This window comes from Tenacibaculum aestuarii (genome assembly GCF_964510395.1).
GTDB classification, from domain to species: domain Bacteria; phylum Bacteroidota; class Bacteroidia; order Flavobacteriales; family Flavobacteriaceae; genus Polaribacter; species Polaribacter aestuarii.
On record NZ_CAZEFY010000003.1, the window covers coordinates 940,127 to 966,150 of the forward strand.

Below are 26,024 nucleotides of genomic sequence, written 5' to 3' on the forward strand. Positions count from 1 at the left end.
TAAATTTAAACTCATTGAAAAGTTGCACACACTCACTCAAATACTATTATTACAAAGTTTAACTTGTAATAAATCGTCATTTTTTGGTGTTTTGTATCTATAAATGAAAAATCGTGTTATGAAAAAATTGACTTCTATTTTGCTACTAATTTTATTTTCAACCACAGTAAACGCTCAAGAAAACTACAAAGATTTATGGGAAAAAGTAAATCAATTTGAGTTGGATAATCTGCCTAAATCAGCTTTAAAAGTTGTTGAAAGTATTTATGAAAAGGCAGAAAAAAGTAACAACTCACCTCAAATTATAAAATCGCTATTCTATAAAAGTAAATATTCATTGACTTTAGAGGAAGACGCGCAATTGAAAATCATCAATCAATTCAAACAACAAATTGATAAAAGTAGCTTTCCTTCTAAAAATGTGCTCGAAAATATTTTAGCCAACTTGTATTGGCAATACTTCAATCAAAATAAATGGAAGTTTTACAATCGAACACAAACGGAGCAAAAAGTTGATGGAAACGATTTTAGAACATGGGATTTAGACACGCTTTTTACTGAAATTCATTGTCATTATCAAAATTCTTTAGAGAATGAAGCACTGCTTCAAAAAGTAGACATATATGAGTTTGGAGAAATTATCCATGCTGTTAAAGATTCTAAAAAATTTCGTCCTACCCTATTCGATTTTTTAGCGCATAATGCCTTAGAGTTTTATAAAACTACAGAAACCAGCATAACAAAACCTGTCTATCAATTTAAAATTGATGAAACAAAATATATTAGTGATGTTAAAACATTTTCAAACCTAAAATTCACTACAAAAGATGATTCATCACTACAATTCAATGCTTTAAAAATTTATCAAAGCCTACTTTCTTTTCATTTAAAAAACAATAATCTAGATGCTTTGGTTGATGCCGATATACAACGACTTCATTTTGTAAATCAGCATGCTACTTTTAACAACAAACAAGAGTTGTTGCTACAAACCTTAAAAACATCAGCAAACAACTATAAAAACAACGAAGTAAGTGGTTTATATCAATATGAAATTGCTAGGATTTACACTCTACAAGCCAATTCATTTCAAGCTAATAAAAACGAAGATGTTCGTTTTAAAAATCGAGAAGCTTTAGCTATTTGTAATAAAGTAATTGAACAATTTCCTGAAAGTATTGCTGCTAAAAATTGTAAAACTTTACTGCAACAAATCAAATTAGAATCATTAACTCTTCTTTCAGAAAAATTTGTTCCTATAAACAAGCCTTCAAGAATATTAGTTACTTACAACAACATTGATAAACTGCATTTTAGTGCTTATAAAATTACTCCTAAGCAGTTAGAAGAACTTCAAAAAATTTATAAAGACGAAGAGAAAATCAACTTTATAAAAAAACTACAAAAAACTGCTTCCTGGAATAGTGCTTTACGAAACGAAAAAGACTATTTACAACATACGACTGAAGTTGTTGTTCCAAAATTAACTCAGGGGAATTATTTAATCGTAGCGCATAAAAATGCTACTTTTAACACTGCTGACCTATACGCTACCGCCAACTTACAAGTAACCAATCTAGTATTGATTGAAAACAACAATAACGGTATCAGAACCTACCAAGTGGTAGATAGAAATACTGGAAAACCTATTAAAAATGCTGAATTATTATTACAAAACAAGCAACGTAGACACGGAAAATCAATTCATAAAAAATTAACAACCGATAAAAATGGTTTTGCTAGTTATAAAAGTAACGACAACTTTAGCAATGTATATATTACGGTAACTACAAAAGATGATTCTGCTATTTTTGGGAATTATTACTTATACAAATACCACGAAACATCTGATGTTAATGATGATGATTCTATAAATATTAAATCTTTTATTTTTACAGACAGAAGTATTTATAGACCTGGTCAAACTGTATATTTTAAAGGCATTTCCATTAAATTTTCTAAAAACAATTCTAATCTCATATCTAACAAAGATGTAAACATAAAAGTTGTTGATGCTTCAAGAAATAATATTACAGACTTAAAATTAAAAACTAATGAATTTGGGTCATTTTCTGGAACATTTATTATTCCCAACAATGGATTAACTGGTGAATGTTCTATTAGAACCAGCATAGAAAATCAACTAAACTTTTTCCCTTTTCAAGTTGAAGAATACAAACGTCCTAAGTTTAAAACTGAGTTTAAACCTATCACTAAAACTTATAAGGTAAACGACAGCATTACAGTAAACGGATTCGCCAAAGCATTTTCTGGAGCAAACATTACCGATGCTAAAGTAGTATATCGAGTGCATCGTAAAGTGCAATATCCTAATTGGTGGTATTGGCGTAGACCTCAATTTACTTCAGAAGCACAAGAAATTACGCATGGAGAATTGACAACTGATGCCCAAGGATACTTTTCAATCACTTTTAAAGCACTTCCAGACGAAAGTGTAAACAAAGAAAATCTTCCTGTTTTTGAATATGAAGTAACTGCTGATGTTACCGATATTAATGGCGAAACTCGTTCTGCCACTTCTATCGTAAAAGTTGGATATCATTCCTTGCTTACTTCAATAGTAGCTCCTTCAACAATAGACAAATCAGATAAAGAAACTACCCTTAAAATCTCAAGTAAAAATTTGAATGGAGAATTTGTTCCTGCGGAAGGAAACCTTAAAATATACAAACTACAAGCGCCTAAAAGTCCGTTACGTAGCAGACCTTGGAGCACTCCTGATTATCAAGATATTTCAGAAGCTGATTTTAGAAAGTTGTTTCCACACGATGCTTATACCAAAGAAGAAGAAAATCCTGCAACTTGGAAACAAGGAAAATTGGTTTTTGAACAAGCTTTTGACACGCAAAAATCAAAAGAAATTATCTTAAAAAATTATTCAAAATGGACTTCTGGAAAGTATGTTATCATATTAAACTCTAAAGATAAATTTGGACAAATTGTTACCGATAAAACTCGTTTTACATTTACAAATAGAGCTGAGAAAAGTGTAACTGATAATCAATTATTTGTTTACAATACTGATAAAACGAGTTACAAACTAGGTGATAATGTAGAATTACAAATTGGTTCTGCTTCAAAAGATGTAACTGTGGTTATTCAAATAGAAAAGAATCATCAAATTGTAAAAACAAAACTTATTCATTTAAATAATGATTTAAAAACAATCAAAATTCCAGTTACAAAAGAAGATATTGATGGGTTTGCTATCAAATACTACTTTGTGAATTATAACAGTTTTGTAAGCGGAACGATTCCTATTTCTGTACCTAACAAACAAGAAACAATTACCATTGAAACCAATACATTTAGAGATAAACTACAACCTGGAGCTGAAGAAACTTGGAGTTTCACCATTAAAAATGATAAAAACAACAAAGTAGCTGCAGAAGTATTGGCGAGCATGTACGATGCTTCATTAGATGAATTCAAAGCACATAATTGGCAATTCAATCCAATTACAACTTCAACCTATTATTCTTACGGCAGCAATGCAAATGCTTACCAAAGTTTTGGCAATGAACATTTCAGGATTTTTAATATAAATTACCCTAACAGGTATTATTCAACGCAACAATACGATCGCTTAAATTGGTTTGGATTTAGCTTCGGAAGAAACAGAAATGTTTTTTTAAGAGGCGCTGTAAATACTACCAGAAAATTAGAAGTTGTTGAAGTTGAAGAAGAAGTTGAAGAAACAATTATCGAATCAACGGAAGCTGACTTACAAGAAGTTGTAGTTACAGGATTAGGAAAACAAGAAAAAGAAGAAAAAAAAGTTTCGTTAGAAGGAGTTCAAATTCGTAAAAACCTTCAAGAAACAGCATTTTTCTATCCACATTTAACTACTGATAAAAATGGAAATGTAACCTTTAGCTTTACCACTCCTGAATCGTTAACAAGATGGAAATTACAATTACTTGCTCATACTAAAGAATTACAATCCGCTACAAAAACATTGACTACTGTTACCCAAAAAGAGTTAATGGTGATACCTAATGCACCAAGATTTTTGAGAGAAGGTGATCAAATTACTTTCAGTACTAAAATTGCTAATATCTCTGATAAAAACTTAAAAGGTATAGCTCAACTTGTACTAACCGACGCAATTACTGGAAAGGAAATTGATTTGCTAGCTAATTCATTAAAAAATCAACCTTTTAATGTTGATTCAAATGGAAACACACATGTTTCTTGGAACCTGTCTATTCCTGATACTTATCAAGCTATTCAATATAAAGTAATTGCAAAAGCAGGAGATTTTTCTGATGGAGAACAAAATGTATTACCTGTATTATCTAACCGAATGTTGGTTACCGAAACACTACCTATTTGGGTTCGCTTAAATGAAACGAAAACATTTACATTAGATAAATTAAAAAATAATGCTTCTAGCTCTTTAAAAAATCACAAACTTACTTTAGAAGTTACTTCTAACCCTGCGTGGTATGCTGTACAAGCGTTACCCTATTTAATGGAGTATCCATATGAATGTAGCGAACAAACCTTTGCTCGTTATTATGCAAACACTTTGGCAAGTCATATTGCAAATTCAAATCCGAGAATTCAAGAAGTATTCAATGCGTGGAAATCTTCTGATGCTTTGCTGAGCAACTTAGAAAAAAATCAAGAATTAAAATCCTTGATCATTCAAGAAACTCCTTGGTTACGAGATGCACAATCAGAAACAGAACAAAAGAAACGCATTGCCTTGTTGTTTGATTTAAATAAAATGAAAAACGAACAACAAAAAGCAATCAACAAATTAGCAGAAATGCAACTAAGCAATGGGGGATTCCCTTGGTTTAAGGGTAGCGATTATCCGAATGCTTTTATTACCAATCATATTGCTACCGGTTTCGGACATTTACAAAAATTGGGAGTAGTCGATTTTGACAATTCAACTACAGCTATGGTTCAAAAATCAGTTCACTTTTTAGATCTAGAAATTAAAGAAGTTTATAAAAAGTTATTAGAAAGTGCTGAACGTATTAAAGCTGAAAAAGGGCAAAAGAAATACGAAGAGTACTTAGAAAAAAACCACCTGAGTTATTTTATCATTCAGTATTTATACATGCGTTCTTTTTATAAAGACATTAATATGAGTGACAAAACCAAAGTTGCTGTTGAATACTATAAAAATCAAACAGAAAACTATTGGAAAGAATTCAATTTATACGGAAAAGGACAAATCGCCTTGCTTCAATTTAGAAGTGGAAATACTTCCGTAGCTAATAAAATTATAGCTTCTTTAAAAGAAAACAGCATTACTTCAGAAGAATTAGGGATGTATTGGAAAGAAAACAAACCTAGTTGGTATTGGTATCAAGCACCTATTGAAACACAAGCTTTATTAATCGAAGCTTTTTCAGAAATTGAAAACAACACAGAAACCATTGATAACCTAAAAATCTGGTTATTAAAAAACAAGCAAACCAATCGTTGGCAAACTACCAAAGCAACTACTGAAGCTGTATATGCATTATTATTACAAGGTAGTGATTGGATTTCAGTAACTGAAATGGTAGATATAACTATTGGAAATAAAATTATCAATCCGACGCAGTTGGAGGACACTAAAATTGAAGCTGGAACTGGCTATTTTAAAACCTCTTGGAATGGTTCTGAAATTACTCCTGAAATGAGTAAAGTAAACATCACAAAAAAAGGAAAAGGTATTGCTTGGGGTGGCTTATATTGGCAATATTTTGAAGATTTAGATAAGATTACCTCTGTTAAAAATCCGTTAAATTTGAATAAGAAACTGTTCAAAAAAATCAACACTGACACAGGAAAAAAACTACAAGAAATCACCAAAGAAACCCAGCTAAAAATTGGAGACTTAATCACCGTTAGAATAGAACTTCGTTCAGATAGAGACATGGAATTCGTTCATATGAAAGATATGCGAGCTAGTGGTGTTGAGCCAATTAACGTATTATCACAATACAAATGGCTAGATGGTTTGGGCTATTATGAAAGTACAAAAGATGCTGCAACAAATTTCTTTTTTGATCGTTTACCTAAAGGAATCTATGTATTTGAGTATGACGTACGTGTAAATAATTCAGGAAACTTTAGCAATGGAATTACCACAATCCAAAGTATGTATGCCCCTGAATTCACTAGTCATTCAAAAGGAAAAAGATTACTAATTAAATAAAATAACTATCTTAGCAACACATAACATTAAATTAAAAATTATGAAAAAATTATTTTTATTCATTGGTTTTTTAACCCTTTCGTTTTTTACAGCAAATGCCCAAGAAATTTCTGATAATGCTATTGGTATTCGTTTGGGAGATAACGATGGTTTTGGAGCTGAAATCTCTTACCAACGTAGATTAAGCGATAACAATCGTTTAGAACTTGACTTAGGTTTAAGAAATGGTAGTGGTTATGATGGATTCAAAGCCACAGCTTTATACCAATGGGTATGGCAGTTAGAGAACCGTTTTAACTGGTTCGCTGGTGCTGGTGGTGGTTTAGGACACTGGAGCGCGAAGAATATTGATGTATCTGAAACATACGTTTTTGTTTCTGGTGTAATTGGAATCGAATATAATTTTGATATTCCATTAATGATTTCTTTAGATTACAGACCTGATATAGGATTCGGTGATTATTATAAAGACTTTAACTCTGACTTCGGTATAGGTATCCGTTACCAATTCTAAAAAACGCTAGACTACAATAAAAAAAGCCTCCAAGATATCTTGGAGGCTTTTTTTATTGTAAAACTTCTAAAATTAAATATCAAATGTTTTTATAAAGTAATTTTTACTTTAAATAAAGAACACTTAAACATTATAAAAACCTCAACCAATTAACATATAATCAACCTTAAGTATAAGTTTTAATAATTTTTTACTAACAAAATTGAAATCTGGTTGCTAGTTATCATAAATAATTTCGCCGTGGATAATTCACTAAAGATTTCAAAATGAAAAAATTAATTTTAATTACTATTTGCTTTGTAAGTATTTTAGGATACTCACAAAACAAATCTGGTTTAAAAGGGAGAGTTTTAGACGAAACCAATCAACCTTTACCTGGAGCTACGATTAGCATTCCTTCTTTACAAGTTGGATTTTCTACCGACTTTAATGGAAACTACGAACTTTTAAATTTACCAATAGGAAGCTATGAAGTTCAAATATCATTCTTAGGTTACCAAACCTTAACAGAAACCATTACGCTTACAAACAACATTCAATCTAAAAACTTTTCTCTAACACCTAAAATAGATAGATTGGATGAAGTTGTTATTAAAGGAAGTATTGGTAAAGGACAAGCCAAAGCCTTAAATCAACAAAAAAACAAGGAAAATATAACCAACATTATTTCTGCCGATCAAGTAGGAAAGTTTCCTGATGCTAATATTGGAGATGCCTTAAAACGTGTTCCTGGTATTTCTATGCAAAACGACCAAGGTGAAGCTAGAGACATTGTTATCCGTGGGTTAGCCCCTCAATTAAACTCGGTAACCTTAAACGGTGATAGAATTCCGTCTGCTGAAGGAGATAATCGTAGAGTTCAAATGGACTTAATTCCTTCTGATATGATTCAAACTATTGAGGTTAACAAAGCAGTAACTCCTGATATGGAAGGAGACGCTATTGGTGGTTCCGTTAATTTAGTTACACGCTCTGCTCCTACTACTTTTAGGGCTTTCGTTGCTGGTTCTTACGGACAAAATCCTGTAAGAAATACGCCTAACTATAACGTTTCTGCATTAGTTGCCAACAGAACTTTTAAAGACAAACTAGGGTATGTTATCAATGCTTCTTATAACTCTAACGATTATGGTTCAGATAATGTTGAGTTTGAATGGGAAAAAGAAAATAACAAAACATACATTGGTGAACACGATATTAGACGTTACGATGTAAAAAGAAATAGAATGAGTGTTTCCGCCAACTTAGACTGGACACCTGACAATAACAATACGCTTTTCTTTAAGTCAATGTACAATCAGAGAAACGACTATGAAAACCGTTATAGAGTGCGTTTTAGAAAAATAGATGAACCAGATGCTACAGGATTATCAAAAGCTGAAGTGCGTCGTCAAACTAAAGGAGGTATCAACAATGATACGAATGACAACACACGTTTAGAGCGTCAGAGCACTTATAATATATCTGTAGGTGGAGAACATATTATTTTTGGGAACATTAAGTTGAACTGGAAAACAGGAACTGCTAAAGCAAAAGAAGAGCGTCCAGACGAACGTTATATTAGTTTTGAAAATGATGACATTGAAGTTATGCAAGACTTCTCTCGAACAAACTTCCCAGTATTACGTCCAACAAACAATAACTTTAACGATCCTTCAACTTTTGAATATAAAGAAGTAACGCAACAACAAGGATTTACACAAGAGCGTAAAATCAGTTCTAATTTTGATGTTTTAGTTCCAATTAATGCTACAGGAGCTTATAAAAACTCTTTAAAATTTGGATTTAAGCACAAATACAAAGAAAAAGTAAGAGACAATAATTTTTATGAATATGATTTAGAAGATCAATTTCCAACCATGAATACCACTACTACTAAAGACTATACTATTAATGGTTATTTAGCAGGCGATGATTATAAATCAGGGCTTTTTGTTTCAAAAGAATTTTTAGGAAGTTTAAACTTAAAAGGAGGTGAACTTGTACTAGATGAATTTGTTCCTGAAAACTACAATGCAAACGAAAATATTTATGCTTTTTATGGAATGTTGCAACAAAACATCAATAATAACTTTTCTTTTATTGCCGGTGTAAGAGTTGAAAAAACAACAACTGACTACAATGGTTTTGCTATTGATGTTGAAACTGCTGAAGATTTAAGCGACGTAACTAAAACATCTGGAACTAGAAACTACACAAACTGGTTACCAAACTTACAAGCAAAATACAATATTGATAAAAACACCATTGTTAGAGCTGCTTGGACAAACACAATTGCGAGACCTAATTATTACGATTTAGTACCTTATAGAAACATTAATAGTGATGATATTGAAGCTGAGTATGGAAACCCTAATTTAGATCCTACTGAAGCGATGAACTTTGATTTAATGTTTGAACACTACTTTAGTAATGTAGGTATTATATCAGCAGGAGTTTTTTACAAAGATTTAGATAAATTTATTTACAATTCAGTTACTGAAGAACCAATTACCATTGGGGGTGTTACAGAAACCTATGATGTTACACGACCTTTCAACGGAGGTACTGCCGAAATTTATGGTTTTGAAGTTGCTTTACAACGTAAGTTAAACTTCTTACCTGGTTTCTTAAGAAACTTAACAGTGTATGGTAACTATACCTATACAGACTCTAAAACAGATGGAATTGCTGATAGAGAAGATGGATTACCTTTGGCTGGTGCTGTTAAAAACATGTTTAACGGATCGTTGGCCTATGAAAGTTCTAAACTATCCATTAGAGCCTCTTTAAACTTTGCTGATGATTACATTTTTGAATACGGAGACGATGCTTTTACGGATGTATTTTATGACGAACAATTGTTTGTAGACCTAAATGCTTCTTACCGTATTACTAAAAACTTACAAATCTTTGCTGAAGCAAAAAACTTAACCAATCAAGAATTACGCTTTTACCAAGGAGCAAAGCATCAAACAATGCAAGCTGAGTTTTATAACTATAACTGGAATGCTGGTTTAAAATACAATTTTTAAGAATGAATAAAGTATACAGAATAATACTTACTTGCCTTATTTTAAGCGCTTGTAAAGTTGAAAAAATAATACATCAAAACCCGCAAGCTAAACCAGTAGTAGCTTTAGTTGCTGATGCTGAAACAGATCCTGTTACTTCTTTTGACGACGCTGCTGATGATCCGTGTGTATGGATAAACCCTGTTGATGTAACAAAATCAACCATAATTGGTACAAACAAAAAAGAAGGTTTAGAAGTTTATAATTTAGAAGGAGAACGTTTGTATTCTTATAAAATAGGACGTGTAAATAATGTTGATATTCGTGATGGATTCTTATTAAACGGAAAAAAAGTTTCGGTAGTTACCGCCAGTAATAGGACCTACAATACTATTTCTATACTAATTGTAAAATCAACAGGTGAACTAGAAGATGTTGCTGCTAGAAAAATAACTTCTAACTTAAAAGAAGTATACGGTTTAGGAATGTATAAAAGTCCTAAAACTAACAAGTTTTATGTTTTTATGGTTGGTAAAAAAGGCGGTGTTGAGCAATGGGAATTGTTTGAAAACAACACTCTAATTGATGCCAAGTTAGTCCGTGAATTTTCATTAGGAAGTCAAGGAGAAGGTATTGTTGCCGATGATGTACATGCCAAAGTATATATTGGAGAAGAGAACAAAGCTTTGTGGAAATACGATGCTGAACCCAATGCTGAAAACAACCGTGTAAAGGTTATCAGCACCAACGACTTGAATATGAAAGATGATTTTGAAGGGGTTACCTTATACGATGCTGGAAACGGAAAAGGGTATATTATTTTATCGTCACAAGGAAATAACAGTTATGCTGTTTTCGATAGAGTTAGCAATCAATACCTAGGAAGCTTTTCATTAAAAGATGGTGCTATTGACGGTACCTACGATACGGACGGAATTGATGTAACCTCTGTTAATTTTGGCGCGAAATATCCTAAAGGATTCTTTATTGCACAAGATGGTGCTAATACCCAAGGTAAGGACAGCTTACATCAAAATTTTAAAATCATTGATTGGCTAAAAATTTCTAAAAATCTAAATTTAGATTAGTATACATAGTGTGTTTGTTGTGTAATTTGAAAAGCCTTTTGGTAAAACCAAGAGGCTTTTTTAACTACCTTATTTCGGTGGATAATTATTAATCACTTTACCAATTACTTTTTGAAAATGTAGTTTCTTTTGTTCCGGAGTAGCTTTTTCTCTTATTTCACTAGTAGCAATTCCTTGCCATATTAACTGGTTGTATTTACTTTCAACAAAATCAATGGTTAATTGCTGATTAATTTTTCTACTTTCGATAGGGATACCTCCTGATATTCCAAAACCAACATTCCTTCCTCCACTTCCTAAGCCAACACCTATCGTATTTCTATTAACTGATTCTCGTTCTTCAGATAAAATATTGATATACATATCTGGGTTTTCAGTCAATTGCATTCCTTTAGCTTTTAGGGCAGCCGTTATTTCATAAGTAACCCTTTTTATATCCAACTCATTTAAACCTTTACCAGCATCTTCAAAAAAATTGAAGGTCTTATACTGACTGAAATTTGTTTGGCTATCGTAGTCATATACTACTTTAGAAGAGGAACAGCCAATAATAACTAACAGAAAAAAATATTTGTAATACTTCATATATAAATTCTTTACAGTGTACTAAATCAAAAACTATACCTCATAAAAATACAAAAAGCCTCGTTTACACGAGACTTTTTTCTAAGGTTAGTTAGTTGATTTTTATTGAACTGCTTTTAGAGCATCAATATTTCCATATCCAAACTCTGAATGTTTATTCGGATAAAAATCAGCGGATTCTTTCATTTTTTGTAAAACTTGTTCTCTTGACCAAGAAGGATTTTTAGCCCATACCAATGCAGCAATACCTGCTGTGGTAGCTGTTGCTACAGATGAACCTCCTACATAATTTGCTTGACCATCATAATAACTCAATACAGGAATTTTATTATCAGTTCCGTTAGTTCGTTGCATTTGTACCGTAAAATCAATTTGTGATCCGGTATGACATACATCACACTTGCTATACTGTCCTTCTTTAACACCTGTTACCGCAACAGTTTCAGACATACTTGCTGGAAAAATTACTCCATACCAAGTAGTAAACGAAGTAGACGTTCCTCCTGCTGCTAAAATCATCTTTCCTTTGCTATGTGCATACTTTACTGCATCTGATACATTACCAATACTAAACGGAGAACCTAATGACATAGAAATAACTTTTACATCACTCCTATTTGCCAATGCTGTTAATGCTTCAACAACACCTCTTTTTTCATGGTAATCGTCAATTACTACATTTTCAACAGCTCTATACGTTACTAAGTTTGCATTATAAGCAACACCTACAGGTAAATTATCATTATTTCTTGGAGCTGTAGCTACTGCTGCCATTTTTGTTCCATGACCACACTTGTCATTTACTCCGTCATAATTATTAGACCATGCCCACCAAGAATCTACAAAGGTTCCATATTTCTGAACTGTTCTTCCCGATGAATATCCATCGTTAAAATATTGATTCATCCATTTTTGCTCTGGTGATAAACCAGAATCAACCACCGCTACAGTTACACCTGATCCTGTACTGTAATTCCAAGCTTGTGAAATATTGTGTGCATCGAAAGACCATGGTAATCTAGCACCTGGTGATACTGTACGATAATCACTTGTATTTAAAGTTGCAGTACCATAGCCACATCCTGAAGAACCTGATGAATCTGATTTAGCTTGAGCAGTTGACTCTAAAAAACTATACCCTCCTGGTTCTATATAACGAACTCTACTGTCTTTTAATAAGACATTTATTGTTTCCTTGTTGGTAACTTTAATGTCTAATACATTAATATTTTCGTTTACATATAGTTCCGTTTCTCCTTTTGCTGAAGTAGGTTCAAAGCTTCTTACTAAGGCTAGTAACTCATTTTTAATATTAGCGCTTTCTTCACTCTTCGCGTAGTTATTTTTTGAAGTACCGTAGCCTATAGTTAAGATATTCTCTCCATGATTCACTGCACTCCATATTGTATGTGCGTCTTGTGACATCCATTTAAAATCTCCTGTTTTTTGTAAAGATTCCTTAATTTTTGAATTGATTTCTTTTTTGGTAAGTAAATCTTGATCTTGTTTTATATCTAATGTTTCATCATTATTAGAACATGAGATAATAGTTAAAACAACCGTTAGGCTTAAAAGTGTTTTTTTCATTTTTGAAGGGATTTAAATTAAAACTTTTCGAATATAGTAAAATTTTAATATAATTTTAACACTTTAACTAATTTAACTAACGAAAAATTAACATTTTATTAAAAAAATATCTAATCCCAATAAAAAAGGAGCTCATGGCTCCTTCTTTACTTTAAGTTTTCAATATGTTTACTCCATATTTACTCTAGTAGGTGTATCTTTTCCTTCAATAATACTTTGAGTTCCTCTAGCAACTGCTTTAACAGTTTCTGTTAACACAGTCATATTTAAGGTTTCAGCCTCATCTGTTACTTTATGATAATCAGCATCAATATCAATTGGAGTGGTTGAAAATGTATGAGACGGCACCCCTAAACGTGCTAAAGAAGCATTATCTGATCGTAAGAACAATTGAAATTTAGGGTATGGATCTGGAAATAGCTTATATCCTGACCCTTCTAAATTCTTTTGAATTATTTTTCCAAAATCCGATTTATCAAAACCAGTTAACCATGCAGTTTTTGGTCCTGTTTTAGGTTGTTTTCCTATTAACTCTAAATTAATTCCAGCTACAAACTTACTCGCATCAATTCCTTTTCCAAAATACTCAGAACCTACCAACCCCATTTCTTCAGCAGTAAAACATACAAACAAAATACTACGCTCATTGTTTCCTTTTTTAGCATAATATTCAGCTAATGATAATACACCGGTAACACCAGAAGCATCATCATTCGCACCATTAAAAATTCTATCCCCTTCTCCGTCTTTCTTTACCCCTAAATGATCGTGATGTGCAGATACAATAACAAACTCATCTTTTTTAGACTTTCCTTCTAACAAGCCTATAATATTGCTCATTATAATACCCTTGTATTCAAAATTTTGACGATATGTAGTTAATGTATCAAAAGTTTTTAAACCAATTCTTTTGTATTCATTTTCTATATACTGAGTTGCTTTTTCCATTCCCTCAGTTCCTGGTTTTCTACCTTCCATTTCATCTGAAGCAAGTGTATATAAGTGTTTTCTTACTAAAATAGAATCAATTAACTCTTCTTTATTTTCTTTTTTCTGAGTTACCTCAACAGTATTCATAGCAACCTCGCTACTAGTATTTTTAGTTTGCTTACACGACAGTAAAATTGATACACTTACAAGTGCTAATGGATATAAAACTTTTTTCATTCTTTATTTATTTAAAAGCCTAAATATAGCCAATTTAATTTCTTAATTTTGTTGAAAATTTTTAAGGATGGCTTTAACTGATATTCCAAACATAAAACATACTGATTCAAACAACTTTTTCTTACTTGCTGGTCCTTGTGCCATCGAAGGAGAAGATATGGCAATGCGTATTGCTGAAAGGGCGATTACCATTACTGATAAATTAGAAATTCCTTATGTATTTAAAGGAAGTTTTAAAAAAGCGAATCGTAGTAGAATAGATAGTTTTACAGGAATTGGTGATGAAAAAGCCTTAAAAATTTTACGTAAGGTTTCTGAAACTTTTAATATTCCTACCGTAACGGACATTCATGAAGTTTCTGATGCTGAAAAGGCAGCCCAATATGTAGATGTATTACAAATTCCTGCTTTCTTAGTTCGTCAAACCGATTTAGTAGTTGCTGCTGCAAAAACTGGTAAAGTTGTGAATTTGAAAAAAGGACAATTTATGAGTCCTGAAGCTATGCAACATGCTGTAAAAAAAGTTCATGATGCGGGAAACCAAAAAGCATGGATAACTGATAGAGGTACTATGTTTGGGTACCAAGATATGATTGTTGATTTCCGTGGAATTCCTACTATGCGTGAATACGCTCCTACGGTATTGGATGTTACACACTCATTACAACAACCTAACCAATCAAGTGGTGTTACTGGTGGGCGTCCTGATATGATTGAAACTATTGCTCGCGCTGGTGTTGTTAATAATGTTGATGGATTATTTATCGAAACTCATTTTGACCCTGCTAATGCAAAAAGTGATGGAGCCAACATGTTACACCTTGACTATTTAGAAGGTTTATTAACCAATTTGGTTACCATTAGAAAAACTATTAATAATTTATAGGCACAGTTTTTGTTTCATATAATTGTTTTTAGCTCATATATGAAACGACTTCTTTTTTTATTCTTTCTAGTTACTACTATCGTAAGTTCACAAGACTTTTCTTTAATTGAAGAGAAAGTTAATAGTTACCCTAAATTTAATGAAGTAGAACGTCTAGCTCAGCAGATCGCAAACGATTTTAAAACTGAAGAACAGCAAGTACAGGCTGCGTTTTATTGGCTTGCTCATAATATTAGATATGATTTAGAAGGATATTACAACCCGAAGCAAAAAAGAATTTCCTTTAGGTACAGGAATGAGCAAGAAAAATTAGAAAAGCTACAGGCTATAAAAGACGATATTGTTAACGAAACTTTATTGACTCGAAAAGCCATTTGTGAGGGCTATGCGCAAACTTTTGCTAAAACATGCTCTATACTTCAAATTGAGAATGAAGTTATAAAAGGATATATCAGAAATTCCTCAAACGATATAGCTAATCCTAAAACCAACTCAAATCATGCTTGGAATGCTGTTAAATTGAATGGTAAATGGATTTATATTGATGCTACTTGGGCAGCTGGAGTTGTAAATAATAACAGATGGCAACCCTTATTTAATGCATACTACTTCAACTTTCCAAAAGAAAAATATTTTAAAACACATTTTCCTGAAAAAAAACTTTGGCAGTTAAGAGTTGGTAGAATGGTTAAAAAAGACTTTTACAATCAGCCAATTTACGATGCTTCTTTTTTACAATCTGACCTAGAGTTAATTTCACCTTTAAAAGGGATATTAAATAAAAACGCTACTATTAAACTAAAAATCAGAAACCTACATCCCAATCAATCAATTTTCTTAGGATATAGTGGATATCGATATGCTGTAAAACCTGATAAAATATCTACTAAAAATAATATTACTACAGTTACAACAACTCCACTTGAAAATAGCAAACAGTTATTTTTAATTATAGATAAAGAGATTATGCTTGAGTTTTTGATTCAGTAATTATTTCTTCCAAAAACCTTTATGATTGTGTTTTGCTACCTCTTTTATAACTTGTAGTAGTATCTCTTCATTAATTTCTTCAACTGAAGTATAACGAAGTGATTTTACCACCGTTCTCCCTTCTGAAACTAAAAAAGCATCAAAATCTTGTAAAATACCTTTTGCCCAAAAACCAACATCTACAAATCCTTTTTTATGGGATGCATTCATATAGCACAACTGTTTCCCGTTGATATAATATACAGGTATTTTCCACTTATACTTTAGTTCTAAATCCTGAAAATTACTTTCTATTAATACTTGTAAGTGCAGTAAAATAGACTTGAACGGCTCGGGTTGTTTGAGTATATATTCTTCGGCTGGTTTCATTCTTTCAAAAGTACATTAAAATTTTATTTGTTTGTTTCACAAAATTAAACTTACTTTGTTTTTCAAAGTTCTTTAAAAATGAATTCAGAAAATTACTTAAAAGACATATCAGAAATTAAAAACTTAATGAATAAATCATCTCGATTTATTTCATTGAGTGGTTTATCTGGTGTTTTAGCAGGAATGTATGCCTTAATTGGAGCTGCTTATGCATATTGGTTGGTTGCTAATAGTTCTGATGGTTATTTGATGCTAAATGGTAAAGTTTTTCAACTAATAATTTTTGATTTATTATTGATAGGTTTTTTAAGTATCTCCACAGCTATACTTCTAACGACAAAGAAGGCAAAGAGAAATGGAGAAAGAATTTGGGATGCAACAACTAAACGACTTTTAATAAACTTCCTTATCCCTTTAGTTGCTGGGGCTATTTACATTATTATAATTTTAAATCATCAAAAATATGGGCAAACTGGAGCCTTGATGCTTATTTTTTATGGATTGGCATTGATAAACGCTTCAAAATATACTGTCGGTGACATTAAATATTTAGGATATACTGAAGTCGTTTTAGGGCTTATAGCTGCCTCATTACCTGGTTACGGATTTTGGTTTTGGGTACTAGGTTTTGGTGTAATGCATATCATATACGGAACACTCATGTATTTTAAACACGATAGAAAATAGTTACTATTTTCGCACTCTTAAGTTTTCTTTTTTGAAAAACATTATTCTAAATATAAACAAAGCTTTTGACCATAGAATTAGACTGGGAATTATGTCTGTTCTTATGGTTAATGAATATGCTGAATTTACTACCCTAAAAGAATTATTAGGTGCTACAGATGGTAATTTGGCAAGCCATACCAAAGCCTTAGAGAAAGTTGAATTTATTAGGATAGAAAAACAATTTATTGGAAGAAAACCCAACACTAGATATTATGCTACTGAGCTTGGTAAACTGGAGTTTAAAAAACATATTGATGCTTTAGAAAAACTGATTAAAAATAAATAACAATAATTTTTTTACTATTAAACTTTGAAATTCAAAGTTCTTTTAAAACAACAAACTATGGAAATATCAAACAAACAAAACGGAAGATTCGGAAAGTGGGTAAAAACATCAATCACAGCCAGAATGTTAATGATTGGTTTTTTAATTCTCATCCTTTTAATTCCTTTATCTTTTATTAAAAGCTTAATTGTTGAGCGAATTAATCGACAGCAAGAAGTTGTACAAGAAATCAATCAAAAATGGGGTAAAGAGGTTTTATTATATGGTCCTATTTTAAAAGTTCCTTACAAAACCTATAAAGAGAAGTTTGTTAGAAATCAAAAAACAAAAGAAACTCAAACTGAAATCGAAGAAAAAATCAAGTATGCTTACTTTTTTCCGAAGAAACTAAATATCAAATCATCCATTAATCCTGAAGAAAAAAAGCGTGGTATTTATAAAACTGCTGTGTACAATAGTAAAATAGACATTGATGGGAGTTTTACAACACCTGATTTTAGTGAAAAAGATATTAATGAAAAAGATATTATTTGGAACAAAGCTCGCTTAATTATTAAAACTTCTAATTTAAAGGGAGTAAACAATTTAGTTGAAATAAAACTGAATAAAAACAACTACGCTTTTACTTCTAAATATGAGGATAATAATAGTAATGAAAAAGCATACTACAACTATTTAAACCTTCATAAATTAGAAAGTAAATTTTTAAATGAAGAAGACCTTCCCAAAAAATCAGACACGAACTTTAGTCTATCACTAAGCATCAATGGTAGTAAACAAATTCGTTTTATTCCTATTGGAAAAGAAACAGCTGTTCATATAAATTCTGACTGGAAAACAGCTAATTTTATTGGAGAATACCTTCCTTTTAATTCCGACAAAATCTCTGATAATGGTTTTGATGCCAAATGGAAAATATTAGATATTAATAGACCTTTTTCTCAGCAATCTTTTACTGGAATTCCTAACTTAAAAGAATATGCTTTTGGTGTAAACTTTATGATTCCTGTAGATGAGTATCAAAAAAGTGAACGATCTGCTAAATATGGCTTTTTGGTTATTGGACTTACCTTCTTAATTTTCTTTCTAATTCAAACAATGAGTAAAATTTCCATTCATCCCTTTCAATATTTAATGATTGGTGTTGCCTTAACCATGTTTTATACTTTACTCATTTCTATTTCTGAACATAGTAGCTTTTTAAAAGCCTATTTAATAGCATCAATAGCTGTGGTATTGCTAATTTCTTTGTATTCGAAATCAATTTTAAAGGGTGTTAAATTTCCATTGTTTATTGGAGCTTCCCTTACCACATTATATGCCTTTATTTTTGTAATTATTCAGCTTGAAAATTATGCGCTTTTAGTGGGCAGTGTTGGACTATTTATTATTCTTGCTTCAGTGATGTATGCTTCAAGAAAAATAGATTGGCAAAACGGTTAATTAGCAGTAATAAATAAGCAAACTATCATATTATGTATGTGGTAGTTTGCTTAAAAATATGAATATGAAATTCTATCAAAAACACTTCCTTACCTTTATCTTTCTTCTTTTGCTAGAAATTATAATAGCTCAAACTTCAGGATTTATAAGACATACTTTTGGTGACTTTTTAGTAGTTATCTTACTTTTTTATTTAGTAAAAGCGTTCTTTAACTTCTCTAACAAAACTATTGGGATTATAGTACTTATTTTTGCTTATGCAGTAGAATTTTTACAGTTAACTCCTCTTTTAGAATTTCTTGGTTTGGAAAATAACCGATTAGCAGTAATCATATTTGGTGCTACTTTTAGTTTTGTTGATTTGGTAGCTTATACCTTAGGAATTATCACCGTTTTACTTTTAGAAAAATTTTTAACTCGTAAATTATCTTCTAATCTTTCGTAAAATATCTTCTAGTCCGTTTAACTTCAATTCGTAAACTAGCTCTAACATTGTGCCTAGTTTTCCTTGTGGAAATCCTTTGTTTTTATACCAAACAATATAATATTCAGGAATTTCAATTAAATACGTTCCTTTATACTTACCAAAAGGCATTTTCATGTTTGCTGTGTCGATTAAAAACTGTTTGTCTGGTATCATCTTAAATAAAAATCCCGCCGAAGCGGGAGTTAATGAGTGTTATTCTTTTCCGTCAACGTAATCTTGTAAATATGCATAACGTTCGGTTAATTTACCAGTATTTGTTGTCATTTTTGCACGAGCTAAAATTCCGTCTTTATCATCGTTGTAAAAAGCAGGAATTACATGCTCTAAAAACATCTCTCCAAAACCTTCACTTGCATCTTTTGGCAACTCGCAAGGTAAATTATCAACTGCCATTACCGTGATCGCTTTTTCATCTTTAAAGTCAATTTCTGATTCTGTTTCTGGGTTATAACCATAAATAGGATCTGCAATTGTTGATGCACGAAGTGTTGTAGCTACTGGTCCATCAATATCACATGAAATATCTGCTACATACTTTATTCTGAACTCAGGGTGTTTTGCATCTTCACGTGTAAATAAATACGGTGCTCCATCTCCATAAAAATGTCCCGCTATAAAGAAATCGGTTTGTTTCGCATAAGCCATAAAATTACTTTCGTATCCTGTTGGATCTTTATAAAATTCAAACTTATCTCCTACTTTACCATCTTTTCGTTTTGCGTACTCCATAACATCTGCTATGCAATACACAGGCTCTGTAAATTCTGACGTTAAATACAATGCATCACTTACTTGCTTAATTTGTAAATGATCTAAAATTTCTTGGGCTCCTTTTGCTACTTTTCCAGTTCCAGTCAATAAAATTTTAATGCTAGGTAAGCTAATTTTATCCAACTCTGCCTTTACAGCATCTAAATCTGCTAAGGTTTCTACTTTCGGTAAAGTAAACAACTCTTCTCTTATTCCTAATGCTCTAAAACCATTATAAGCACCTACCAAACCTGCATAACGACCAAAGCCAATTAAACGTGCTCCGTTTTCTTTAATAATTGTTTCATGGTCAAACATTTCTATATTTCTCTCAAGCATTGCTTTTAACAACTTACGATTGTATGGCTGTTTTTTAATGGTATGGCTAAAGAAAAAATATTTTTTATTGGGAATTAAACTGTCTACAGGTACTTCTTTCACCCCTAGTAATACATCACAATCAGAAATATCATTTGTTACCTCAAAACCTGCTTTTTTATAAGCTTCATCAGAAAAAACTCGGATATCAGAACTTTCTACCACTATTTCTGCTTGAGGAAACTGTTGCTTAAACTCTTGCAATTTTTCTGGAGAAAACACGACTCTTCTATCAGGTGGATTTTTACGTTCTTTTATAATTCCGAATTTCATAATTGATCTTGTATTAAAATTAAACAATTTTACATATAATGTTATAGTTTATAACAATTGCAGCGAAAATACTTGTTTTAAAATGATTGTACAAGTAGTATTTTTTTATATTTGCATTCTCTTGTTTCGGCAATATTGTTTTATAGTACTGCCAAACGAAATTGCATAGAATTACAAAGATTATCTGGTATATTTTTTGCAGGGATACTTATAGCATCTTTGACATATTGGGGACGACTGGTTTTGACAGCAAGACTAGTGAAAATGTAAGCATACCGAGGAGTGAAATGACAACTCGTTAAACTTATTTCAAACATTTAAACGGCGAAGATAACTACGCTTTAGCTGCTTAATCTGAATTAATAGTAAGATAGAGCCTCGGCGCACAAGGTGCGCAAGCTGAATGTCCACGAAAAGCCTTGGTTTACGGCGTTTCACTTTTGGGCATCGTAAAAGTAAACATAGAAAACTTAGGGCTTCGATAGGTTTTCGAAACTAAAGAAGATAAGTTAAGATTGGGCAGTTTTTGGTCAGGTCTTAATCGAAAATTAAACAAAAACTAAGTATGTAGAAAGCCTTTGAGCTACTTGTTTGGACCCGAGTTCGATTCTCGGCGTCTCCACTATTAACCCTTATAAACCCAGTATTTGTAAGGGTTTTTTATTTAAAATTCATAAAACTCACTTCTAGCTATCAATACTGTTAAAATTATTCTAAAACAACTTAGATATTCCTTCATTTTTTAACGTTTCCCCTTCTTATCCTAAATGAATTATTGAGTATTTTTACAAGCTGATTGTTTAATTAGTGAAGCTCTGAAATAGATACCTTAATCTTATTAAGTTTTTAAAAGATGATATTCTAACTAAAACAAAATCAACCTAATTTTTTATTATTTAAATTATATTATGAAAAAAACAAGCCTTTTTTTAATTGCTTTTTTAATCTTACTACCAGCTTCATTGTTTGCCAATGAGGGTATGTGGTTTTTAATGCATATTAAACGTTTAAACGAACGTGATATGCAAAAAATGGGACTTCAGTTAACTGCCGAAGAAATTTACAGCATTAACAACCAAAGCCTTAAAGATGCTATCGTTCAATTTAACGGTGGTTGTACTGCTAGTATTATTTCAGATAACGGATTAGTACTAACAAACCACCACTGTGGTTATGATGCCATTGCTGAATTATCTTCAGAAGAACAAAATCACCTTAAAAATGGATATTGGGCTAAAACATTAAAAGACGAGCTTAAACCAGAAAGTCTTTTTGTAAGATTCTTTGTAAGAATGGATGACGTTTCAGAACGTATCTTATCTAAAGTAAACGATTCTATGACAGAAAAAGAACGTGAAGCTACTATTAACAAAGAAATTGCAAAAATAGAACAAGAAAACAATGAAGGTGGTAAATACACTGTTTCTGTACGTTCTTTTTTCCAAGGAAATGAATATTACTATTTTGTATACGAAGATTATAAAGATGTTCGATTAGTCGGTACACCTTCCGATAAAGTTGGTAAATACGGTGGAGATACTGATAACTGGGAATGGCCACGTCACACAGGAGATTTTTCTTTATTTAGAGTATATGCTGATGCAGAAGGAAATCCTGCAGAGTACTCTGAAAATAACGTACCACTAAAAGCAAAGTACCACTTACCTGTTAACATTAAAGGGGTAAAAGAGAATGATTTTGCTATGATTTTAGGATATCCTGGTAGAACAAACCGTTGGATGCCTGCAGAAGGAATCGAGCAAAACGTAAACTACGCTTATCCTGCTTGGGTAGAAGGTTCTAAACTTAGTATGGATGTAATGAAGAAATACATGGATGAAGATGCATCTATCAACTTAATGTATGCTTCTCAATATGCTAGAATTGCCAACTACTGGAAAAACAGACAAGGTATGATTGACGCTTTAACAGCTCATAAAACTGCCGAAACTAAACGTAAAGTTGAAAAGAAATTTGACAAATGGGCTAACAAAAAGTCTAATAAAACTACTTACGGAGATGTTGTTACTAACATCAACAATTATTACAGCTTAACCAACAACAAAGCAAAGCACGACAACTACTTAATGTTATTATTACGTTCTAGTAAATTTGCTGTTTTACCATATCAAATTGGTAAAGGATTTGAGTCTTATATTAATGCTAACGAAGCTGCTCGTAAGAACTTAATGCCTAGATTGAATGCTTTTATAGGAAGTAGTTACACAAACTATCACTTACCTTTAGAGAAAGAAATTTTAGCAGAACAACTAAAGTTATATTCAGCTAAAGCAAATTACGAATTACCTGAGGTTGTTGCTAAAATTGCAAAGGATGGTGATATTAATGATTACATCAATTCTATTTTCGAATTAAGTATTTTTACGTCTAAAGAACGTGCAACAGCTTTCTTAAAATACCCTAATAAAGAATTATTAGCTAACGATCCGTTATATATTTTATCATCTCAATTACTAGGTAAATATAGAGAACAACCTGAAAACTTAGTACAACCATTAAACGATTACCAAAAATCATTCAGATTATTAGTAGATGGTTTACGTAAGTCTGGTTTAAGTAATATTAAATATCCAGATGCGAACTCTACTTTACGTTTAACTTACGGAAAAGTAAGAGCTCTACCTAAAGATCCTAGAAACGATGCTAGTATTAACAACTACACAACGTTAAAAGGAATGGTAAAAAAATACAAGCCAAATGATAGCGAGTTTGATTTATCTAAAGATATGTTAGACATCTATGAGAAGAAAGATTACGGAAGATATGCCAACAGTAAAGGTGAATTACCTGTTAACTTTTTATCTGATAACGATATTACAGGAGGGAATTCTGGCTCACCAGTTTTAAACGGAAAAGGTGAATTAATCGGTTTAGCATTTGATGGTAACATTGAAGCTATGGCTGGTGATGTTATTTTTGATTCTAATTTACAACGTACCATTAATGTAGATATTAGATACGTACTTTGGTTAATTGATAAGTATGCAGGTGCTAAACGTATCGTAGACGAATTAAGTATTATAGAATAATCTAAATTATTAGTAAACAATAAAAAAACGCAACCAAATTGGTTGCGTTTTTTATTTTCTATATAATTTTCAGAACTATTCTTCTTTAAACAATTGCTCTTTATAAGCTGCTTTTTGAATTTGTGCTCTTCTAGTAACTGATGGCTTTACATATTGTTTTCTTTCTCTCAACTCTTGTAAAACTTTTACATTTCTAAACTTACGCTTGTAACGCTTTAAGGCTCTATCGATATTTTCACCTTCTTTTACAACTATTCTTAACATACTATAAGGTTTTATTATTATACATTATACATCATACAAATCACCTCATAGTACCACATACAATGCAGTCTATGATTTTATATGATATTATTTTTAGATTAAAAATTCTATTGAAAATGCTTTGTAAAGCAACTGAAGACTATGGAATCTGATAATAACAGAAAATAGTATAAAGACTTGTAGATTTTCTCCTTAAAAGGATAGAACATTAATATGATGCAAAGGTAGGGTTTCTTTATCGGCTCTACAAGGATTGTGAGTAGTAATTCTTTTTTGATAAAAAAAGGCGTTACCATATGGTAACGCCTTTTTGTTAAATTGTTTCTCCTAGTTCTTTTAACTTAGAAGTATTTTCTGCGAGCATTAACTCGTCTATAATTTTTTGAATATCTCCGTTTACAATATTTGATAAATCGTATAATGTCAATCCAATTCTGTGATCGGTTACACGTCCTTGAGGGTAATTATACGTTCTAATTTTTGCAGAACGGTCTCCTGAAGTTACCATCGAACCACGTTTTGCTGCATCTGCTTCCTGCTTCTTCGCCAACTCCATATCGTACAAACGAGAACGTAATACCTTAAACGCTTTCTCTTTGTTTTTATGCTGCGATTTTTGATCTTGACATTGTGCCACTAATCCTGTAGGAATGTGTGTTAAACGTACTGCTGAATAGGTAGTGTTTACCGATTGACCTCCTGGTCCTGATGAACAGAAGAAATCGATACGTACATCTTTTGGGTTAATTTCTACATCAAACTCTTCTGCTTCTGGGAATACCATACAAGTTGCTGCCGATGTATGTACACGTCCTTGAGTTTCCGTTTGTGGTACACGTTGTACACGGTGTACACCTGCTTCAAACTTTAAAGTTCCATACACATCTTCTCCAGTAACCTCAAACTGAATTTCTTTAAACCCACCGTTCGTACCTTCAGAAAAATCTACTGTAGAAACTTTCCACCCTTTACTTTCACAGTACTTGGTGTACATTCTAAACAAATCACCTGCAAAAATACTCGCTTCATCTCCACCAGTACCTGCACGTAATTCTACTACTGCATTTTTAGAATCTTCAGGATCTTTCGGAATTAGTAAAAACTTAATCTCTTCTTCCAATTCTGGAATTCGAGTTTTTGCTTCATCCATTTCCATTTTAGCCATTTCTACCATTTCAGCATCCGATCCGTCAGCAATAATTTCTTTGGCTTCTTCTATATTATTTAATAAAGTTTCGTACTCGTTTGCTTTTTTTACAACCTTTCCTAAATCTTTATATTCCTTATTTAATTGCACATAACGTTTTTGATCAGAGATAACATCTGGCTGGATGATTAAATCTGACACCTCATCATAACGTTGCTTAACTATCTGTAATTTATCTAGCATAGTATCTTTTCTTGGGGTGCGAATTTACGATTTTTTATCGAATTTTATTCATTATCTTTAATCCTTTAAGTCTTTTATGATGCGAATTTTACTACTATTTATTACTGGATTTCTACTTTTTTCTTGTCAGAATACTGAAGAAATCAAAAAACCTACCTGGTTATTCGGAAAATGGAATCGTATAAATAATCAAACTGATAAGCTTACATATGAGTTTTGGGGTGAGGATTTTTCTGGAATTGGCTTCACCTTAAAAGAGAAAGATACTGTTTTTAAAGAGGTATTACATATCATCACCAAGAACGATTCTTTGTTTTTACAAGTTACAGGCGTGAATGAAAACCCGACACTATTTGCTTTTACACAACAAACCGACAATTCTTTTACTGCGGAAAATCAACGAAACGAATTCCCTAAAACGATACAATACTGGAAAGATAAAAATCAACTAAAAGCTAAAGTTTTTAACGATGAATTTTCGATTGATTTTGTATTTAAAAAGTTAAATAATTAAGTAAAATAAGGAGAGAGATTTTATATTCACTCTTTTTTACAACTCTTGACACTTCTTTTACGTTTTTTTGACACTTTTCTTCAAATACTGATATAAT

At 31.7% G+C, this 26,024-nt stretch carries 20 protein-coding genes and 1 other RNA gene; 13 read left to right on the forward strand and 8 right to left on the reverse strand.

The genetic code is table 11. From position 1 onward, the window contains the following. Nucleotides 1–118 precede the first annotated feature (118 nt). The 4 genes from ACKTSU_RS10585 (at nt 119) to ACKTSU_RS10600 (ending at nt 10,779) form a co-directional block, all read left to right on the forward strand. Complete coding sequence (locus ACKTSU_RS10585; RefSeq protein WP_408036356.1) at nt 119–6,184, forward strand: alpha-2-macroglobulin family protein; 6,066 nt, start codon at nt 119–121, stop codon at nt 6,182–6,184. A 40-nt stretch (nt 6,185–6,224) separates the two neighbouring features. Beyond that, on the forward strand, nt 6,225–6,698 hold the full coding sequence (locus tag ACKTSU_RS10590; protein WP_408036357.1) for a hypothetical protein: 474 nt from the start codon (nt 6,225–6,227) through the stop codon (nt 6,696–6,698). A 266-nt stretch (nt 6,699–6,964) separates the two neighbouring features. After that, nucleotides 6,965–9,712 (forward strand): TonB-dependent receptor, encoded by a 2,748-nt coding sequence (locus tag ACKTSU_RS10595; protein ID WP_408036358.1) that lies wholly within the window; start codon nt 6,965–6,967, stop codon nt 9,710–9,712. A 2-nt stretch (nt 9,713–9,714) separates the two neighbouring features. Then, nucleotides 9,715–10,779 (forward strand): phytase, encoded by a 1,065-nt coding sequence (locus ACKTSU_RS10600; RefSeq protein WP_408036359.1) that lies wholly within the window; start codon nt 9,715–9,717, stop codon nt 10,777–10,779. 69 nt (nt 10,780–10,848) lie between these two features. On the opposite strand, the gene ACKTSU_RS10605 is transcribed toward ACKTSU_RS10600, so the two are convergent. The 3 genes from ACKTSU_RS10605 to ACKTSU_RS10615 all read right to left on the reverse strand — a co-directional run bounded on the left by ACKTSU_RS10605 (nt 10,849) and on the right by ACKTSU_RS10615 (nt 14,118). After that, on the reverse strand, nt 10,849–11,364 hold the full coding sequence (locus ACKTSU_RS10605; RefSeq protein ID WP_408036360.1) for a DUF4136 domain-containing protein: 516 nt from the start codon (nt 11,362–11,364) through the stop codon (nt 10,849–10,851). A gap of 102 nt (nt 11,365–11,466) precedes the next feature. Beyond that, nucleotides 11,467–12,951, reverse strand: a complete 1,485-nt coding sequence (locus ACKTSU_RS10610) for a S8 family peptidase (protein ID WP_408036361.1) — start codon at nt 12,949–12,951, stop codon at nt 11,467–11,469. A gap of 168 nt (nt 12,952–13,119) precedes the next feature. Continuing rightward, on the reverse strand, nt 13,120–14,118 hold the full coding sequence (locus ACKTSU_RS10615) for a M28 family peptidase (RefSeq protein WP_408036362.1): 999 nt from the start codon (nt 14,116–14,118) through the stop codon (nt 13,120–13,122). A 67-nt stretch (nt 14,119–14,185) separates the two neighbouring features. On the opposite strand from ACKTSU_RS10615, the gene kdsA reads away from it, so the two are divergent. Together kdsA and ACKTSU_RS10625 are read left to right on the forward strand one after the other, a co-directional pair. Continuing rightward, nucleotides 14,186–15,004 carry a 3-deoxy-8-phosphooctulonate synthase gene (gene kdsA / locus ACKTSU_RS10620; protein WP_273694014.1) on the forward strand — a complete coding sequence of 273 codons (819 nt, stop codon included), beginning with the start codon at nt 14,186–14,188 and terminating at the stop codon, nt 15,002–15,004. 39 nt (nt 15,005–15,043) lie between these two features. Next, complete coding sequence (locus tag ACKTSU_RS10625; protein ID WP_408036363.1) at nt 15,044–15,994, forward strand: transglutaminase domain-containing protein; 951 nt, start codon at nt 15,044–15,046, stop codon at nt 15,992–15,994. On the opposite strand, the gene ACKTSU_RS10630 is transcribed toward ACKTSU_RS10625, so the two are convergent. Continuing rightward, nucleotides 15,995–16,363, reverse strand: coding sequence for a DUF1801 domain-containing protein (locus ACKTSU_RS10630; RefSeq protein ID WP_408036364.1), 369 nt, complete (start codon nt 16,361–16,363; stop codon nt 15,995–15,997). Nucleotides 16,364–16,441: 78 nt separating this feature from the next. Between ACKTSU_RS10630 and ACKTSU_RS10635 the strand changes: the two genes are divergently transcribed. The 4 genes from ACKTSU_RS10635 (at nt 16,442) to ACKTSU_RS10650 (ending at nt 19,266) form a co-directional block, all read left to right on the forward strand. Next, nucleotides 16,442–17,050, forward strand: coding sequence for a hypothetical protein (locus tag ACKTSU_RS10635; RefSeq protein WP_408036365.1), 609 nt, complete (start codon nt 16,442–16,444; stop codon nt 17,048–17,050). Between the two features lie 31 nt (nt 17,051–17,081). Next, on the forward strand, nt 17,082–17,378 hold the full coding sequence (locus tag ACKTSU_RS10640) for a winged helix-turn-helix domain-containing protein (protein WP_330487346.1): 297 nt from the start codon (nt 17,082–17,084) through the stop codon (nt 17,376–17,378). Nucleotides 17,379–17,435: 57 nt separating this feature from the next. Then, on the forward strand, nt 17,436–18,821 hold the full coding sequence (creD, locus tag ACKTSU_RS10645) for a cell envelope integrity protein CreD (protein WP_408036366.1): 1,386 nt from the start codon (nt 17,436–17,438) through the stop codon (nt 18,819–18,821). 64 nt (nt 18,822–18,885) lie between these two features. After that, nucleotides 18,886–19,266 (forward strand): ribosomal maturation YjgA family protein, encoded by a 381-nt coding sequence (locus ACKTSU_RS10650; RefSeq protein ID WP_408036367.1) that lies wholly within the window; start codon nt 18,886–18,888, stop codon nt 19,264–19,266. Here ACKTSU_RS10650 and ACKTSU_RS10655 read toward each other — a convergent pair. Then, nucleotides 19,246–19,461 (reverse strand): DUF3820 family protein, encoded by a 216-nt coding sequence (locus tag ACKTSU_RS10655; RefSeq protein ID WP_408026627.1) that lies wholly within the window; start codon nt 19,459–19,461, stop codon nt 19,246–19,248. The two genes, ACKTSU_RS10650 and ACKTSU_RS10655, sit on opposite strands and share 21 nt — an antisense overlap. Before the next feature lie 39 nt (nt 19,462–19,500). Next, nucleotides 19,501–20,709 carry an NAD(P)-dependent oxidoreductase gene (locus tag ACKTSU_RS10660; protein WP_408036368.1) on the reverse strand — a complete coding sequence of 403 codons (1,209 nt, stop codon included), beginning with the start codon at nt 20,707–20,709 and terminating at the stop codon, nt 19,501–19,503. Between the two features lie 229 nt (nt 20,710–20,938). Between ACKTSU_RS10660 and ssrA the strand changes: the two genes are divergently transcribed. Both ssrA and ACKTSU_RS10670 read left to right on the forward strand, forming a co-directional pair. Continuing rightward, nucleotides 20,939–21,334, forward strand: a transfer-messenger RNA (tmRNA) gene (gene ssrA, locus ACKTSU_RS10665). A gap of 283 nt (nt 21,335–21,617) precedes the next feature. Continuing rightward, nucleotides 21,618–23,759 carry a S46 family peptidase gene (locus ACKTSU_RS10670; protein ID WP_408036369.1) on the forward strand — a complete coding sequence of 714 codons (2,142 nt, stop codon included), beginning with the start codon at nt 21,618–21,620 and terminating at the stop codon, nt 23,757–23,759. A gap of 75 nt (nt 23,760–23,834) precedes the next feature. Here the strand turns inward: ACKTSU_RS10670 and rpsU are convergent, their stop codons facing one another. Both rpsU and prfA read right to left on the reverse strand, forming a co-directional pair. Then, nucleotides 23,835–24,023 (reverse strand): 30S ribosomal protein S21, encoded by a 189-nt coding sequence (gene rpsU / locus ACKTSU_RS10675; protein ID WP_133534602.1) that lies wholly within the window; start codon nt 24,021–24,023, stop codon nt 23,835–23,837. A gap of 313 nt (nt 24,024–24,336) precedes the next feature. Then, a complete protein-coding gene (prfA, locus tag ACKTSU_RS10680) occupies nt 24,337–25,413 on the reverse strand; it encodes a peptide chain release factor 1 (protein ID WP_028890665.1) in 1,077 nt (358 codons plus the stop codon). 76 nt (nt 25,414–25,489) lie between these two features. Here prfA and ACKTSU_RS10685 point away from each other — a divergent pair, with 76 nt between their 5' ends. Continuing rightward, nucleotides 25,490–25,927, forward strand: coding sequence for a hypothetical protein (locus tag ACKTSU_RS10685; RefSeq protein ID WP_408036370.1), 438 nt, complete (start codon nt 25,490–25,492; stop codon nt 25,925–25,927). The last annotated feature ends 97 nt before the right edge of the window (nt 25,928–26,024 follow it).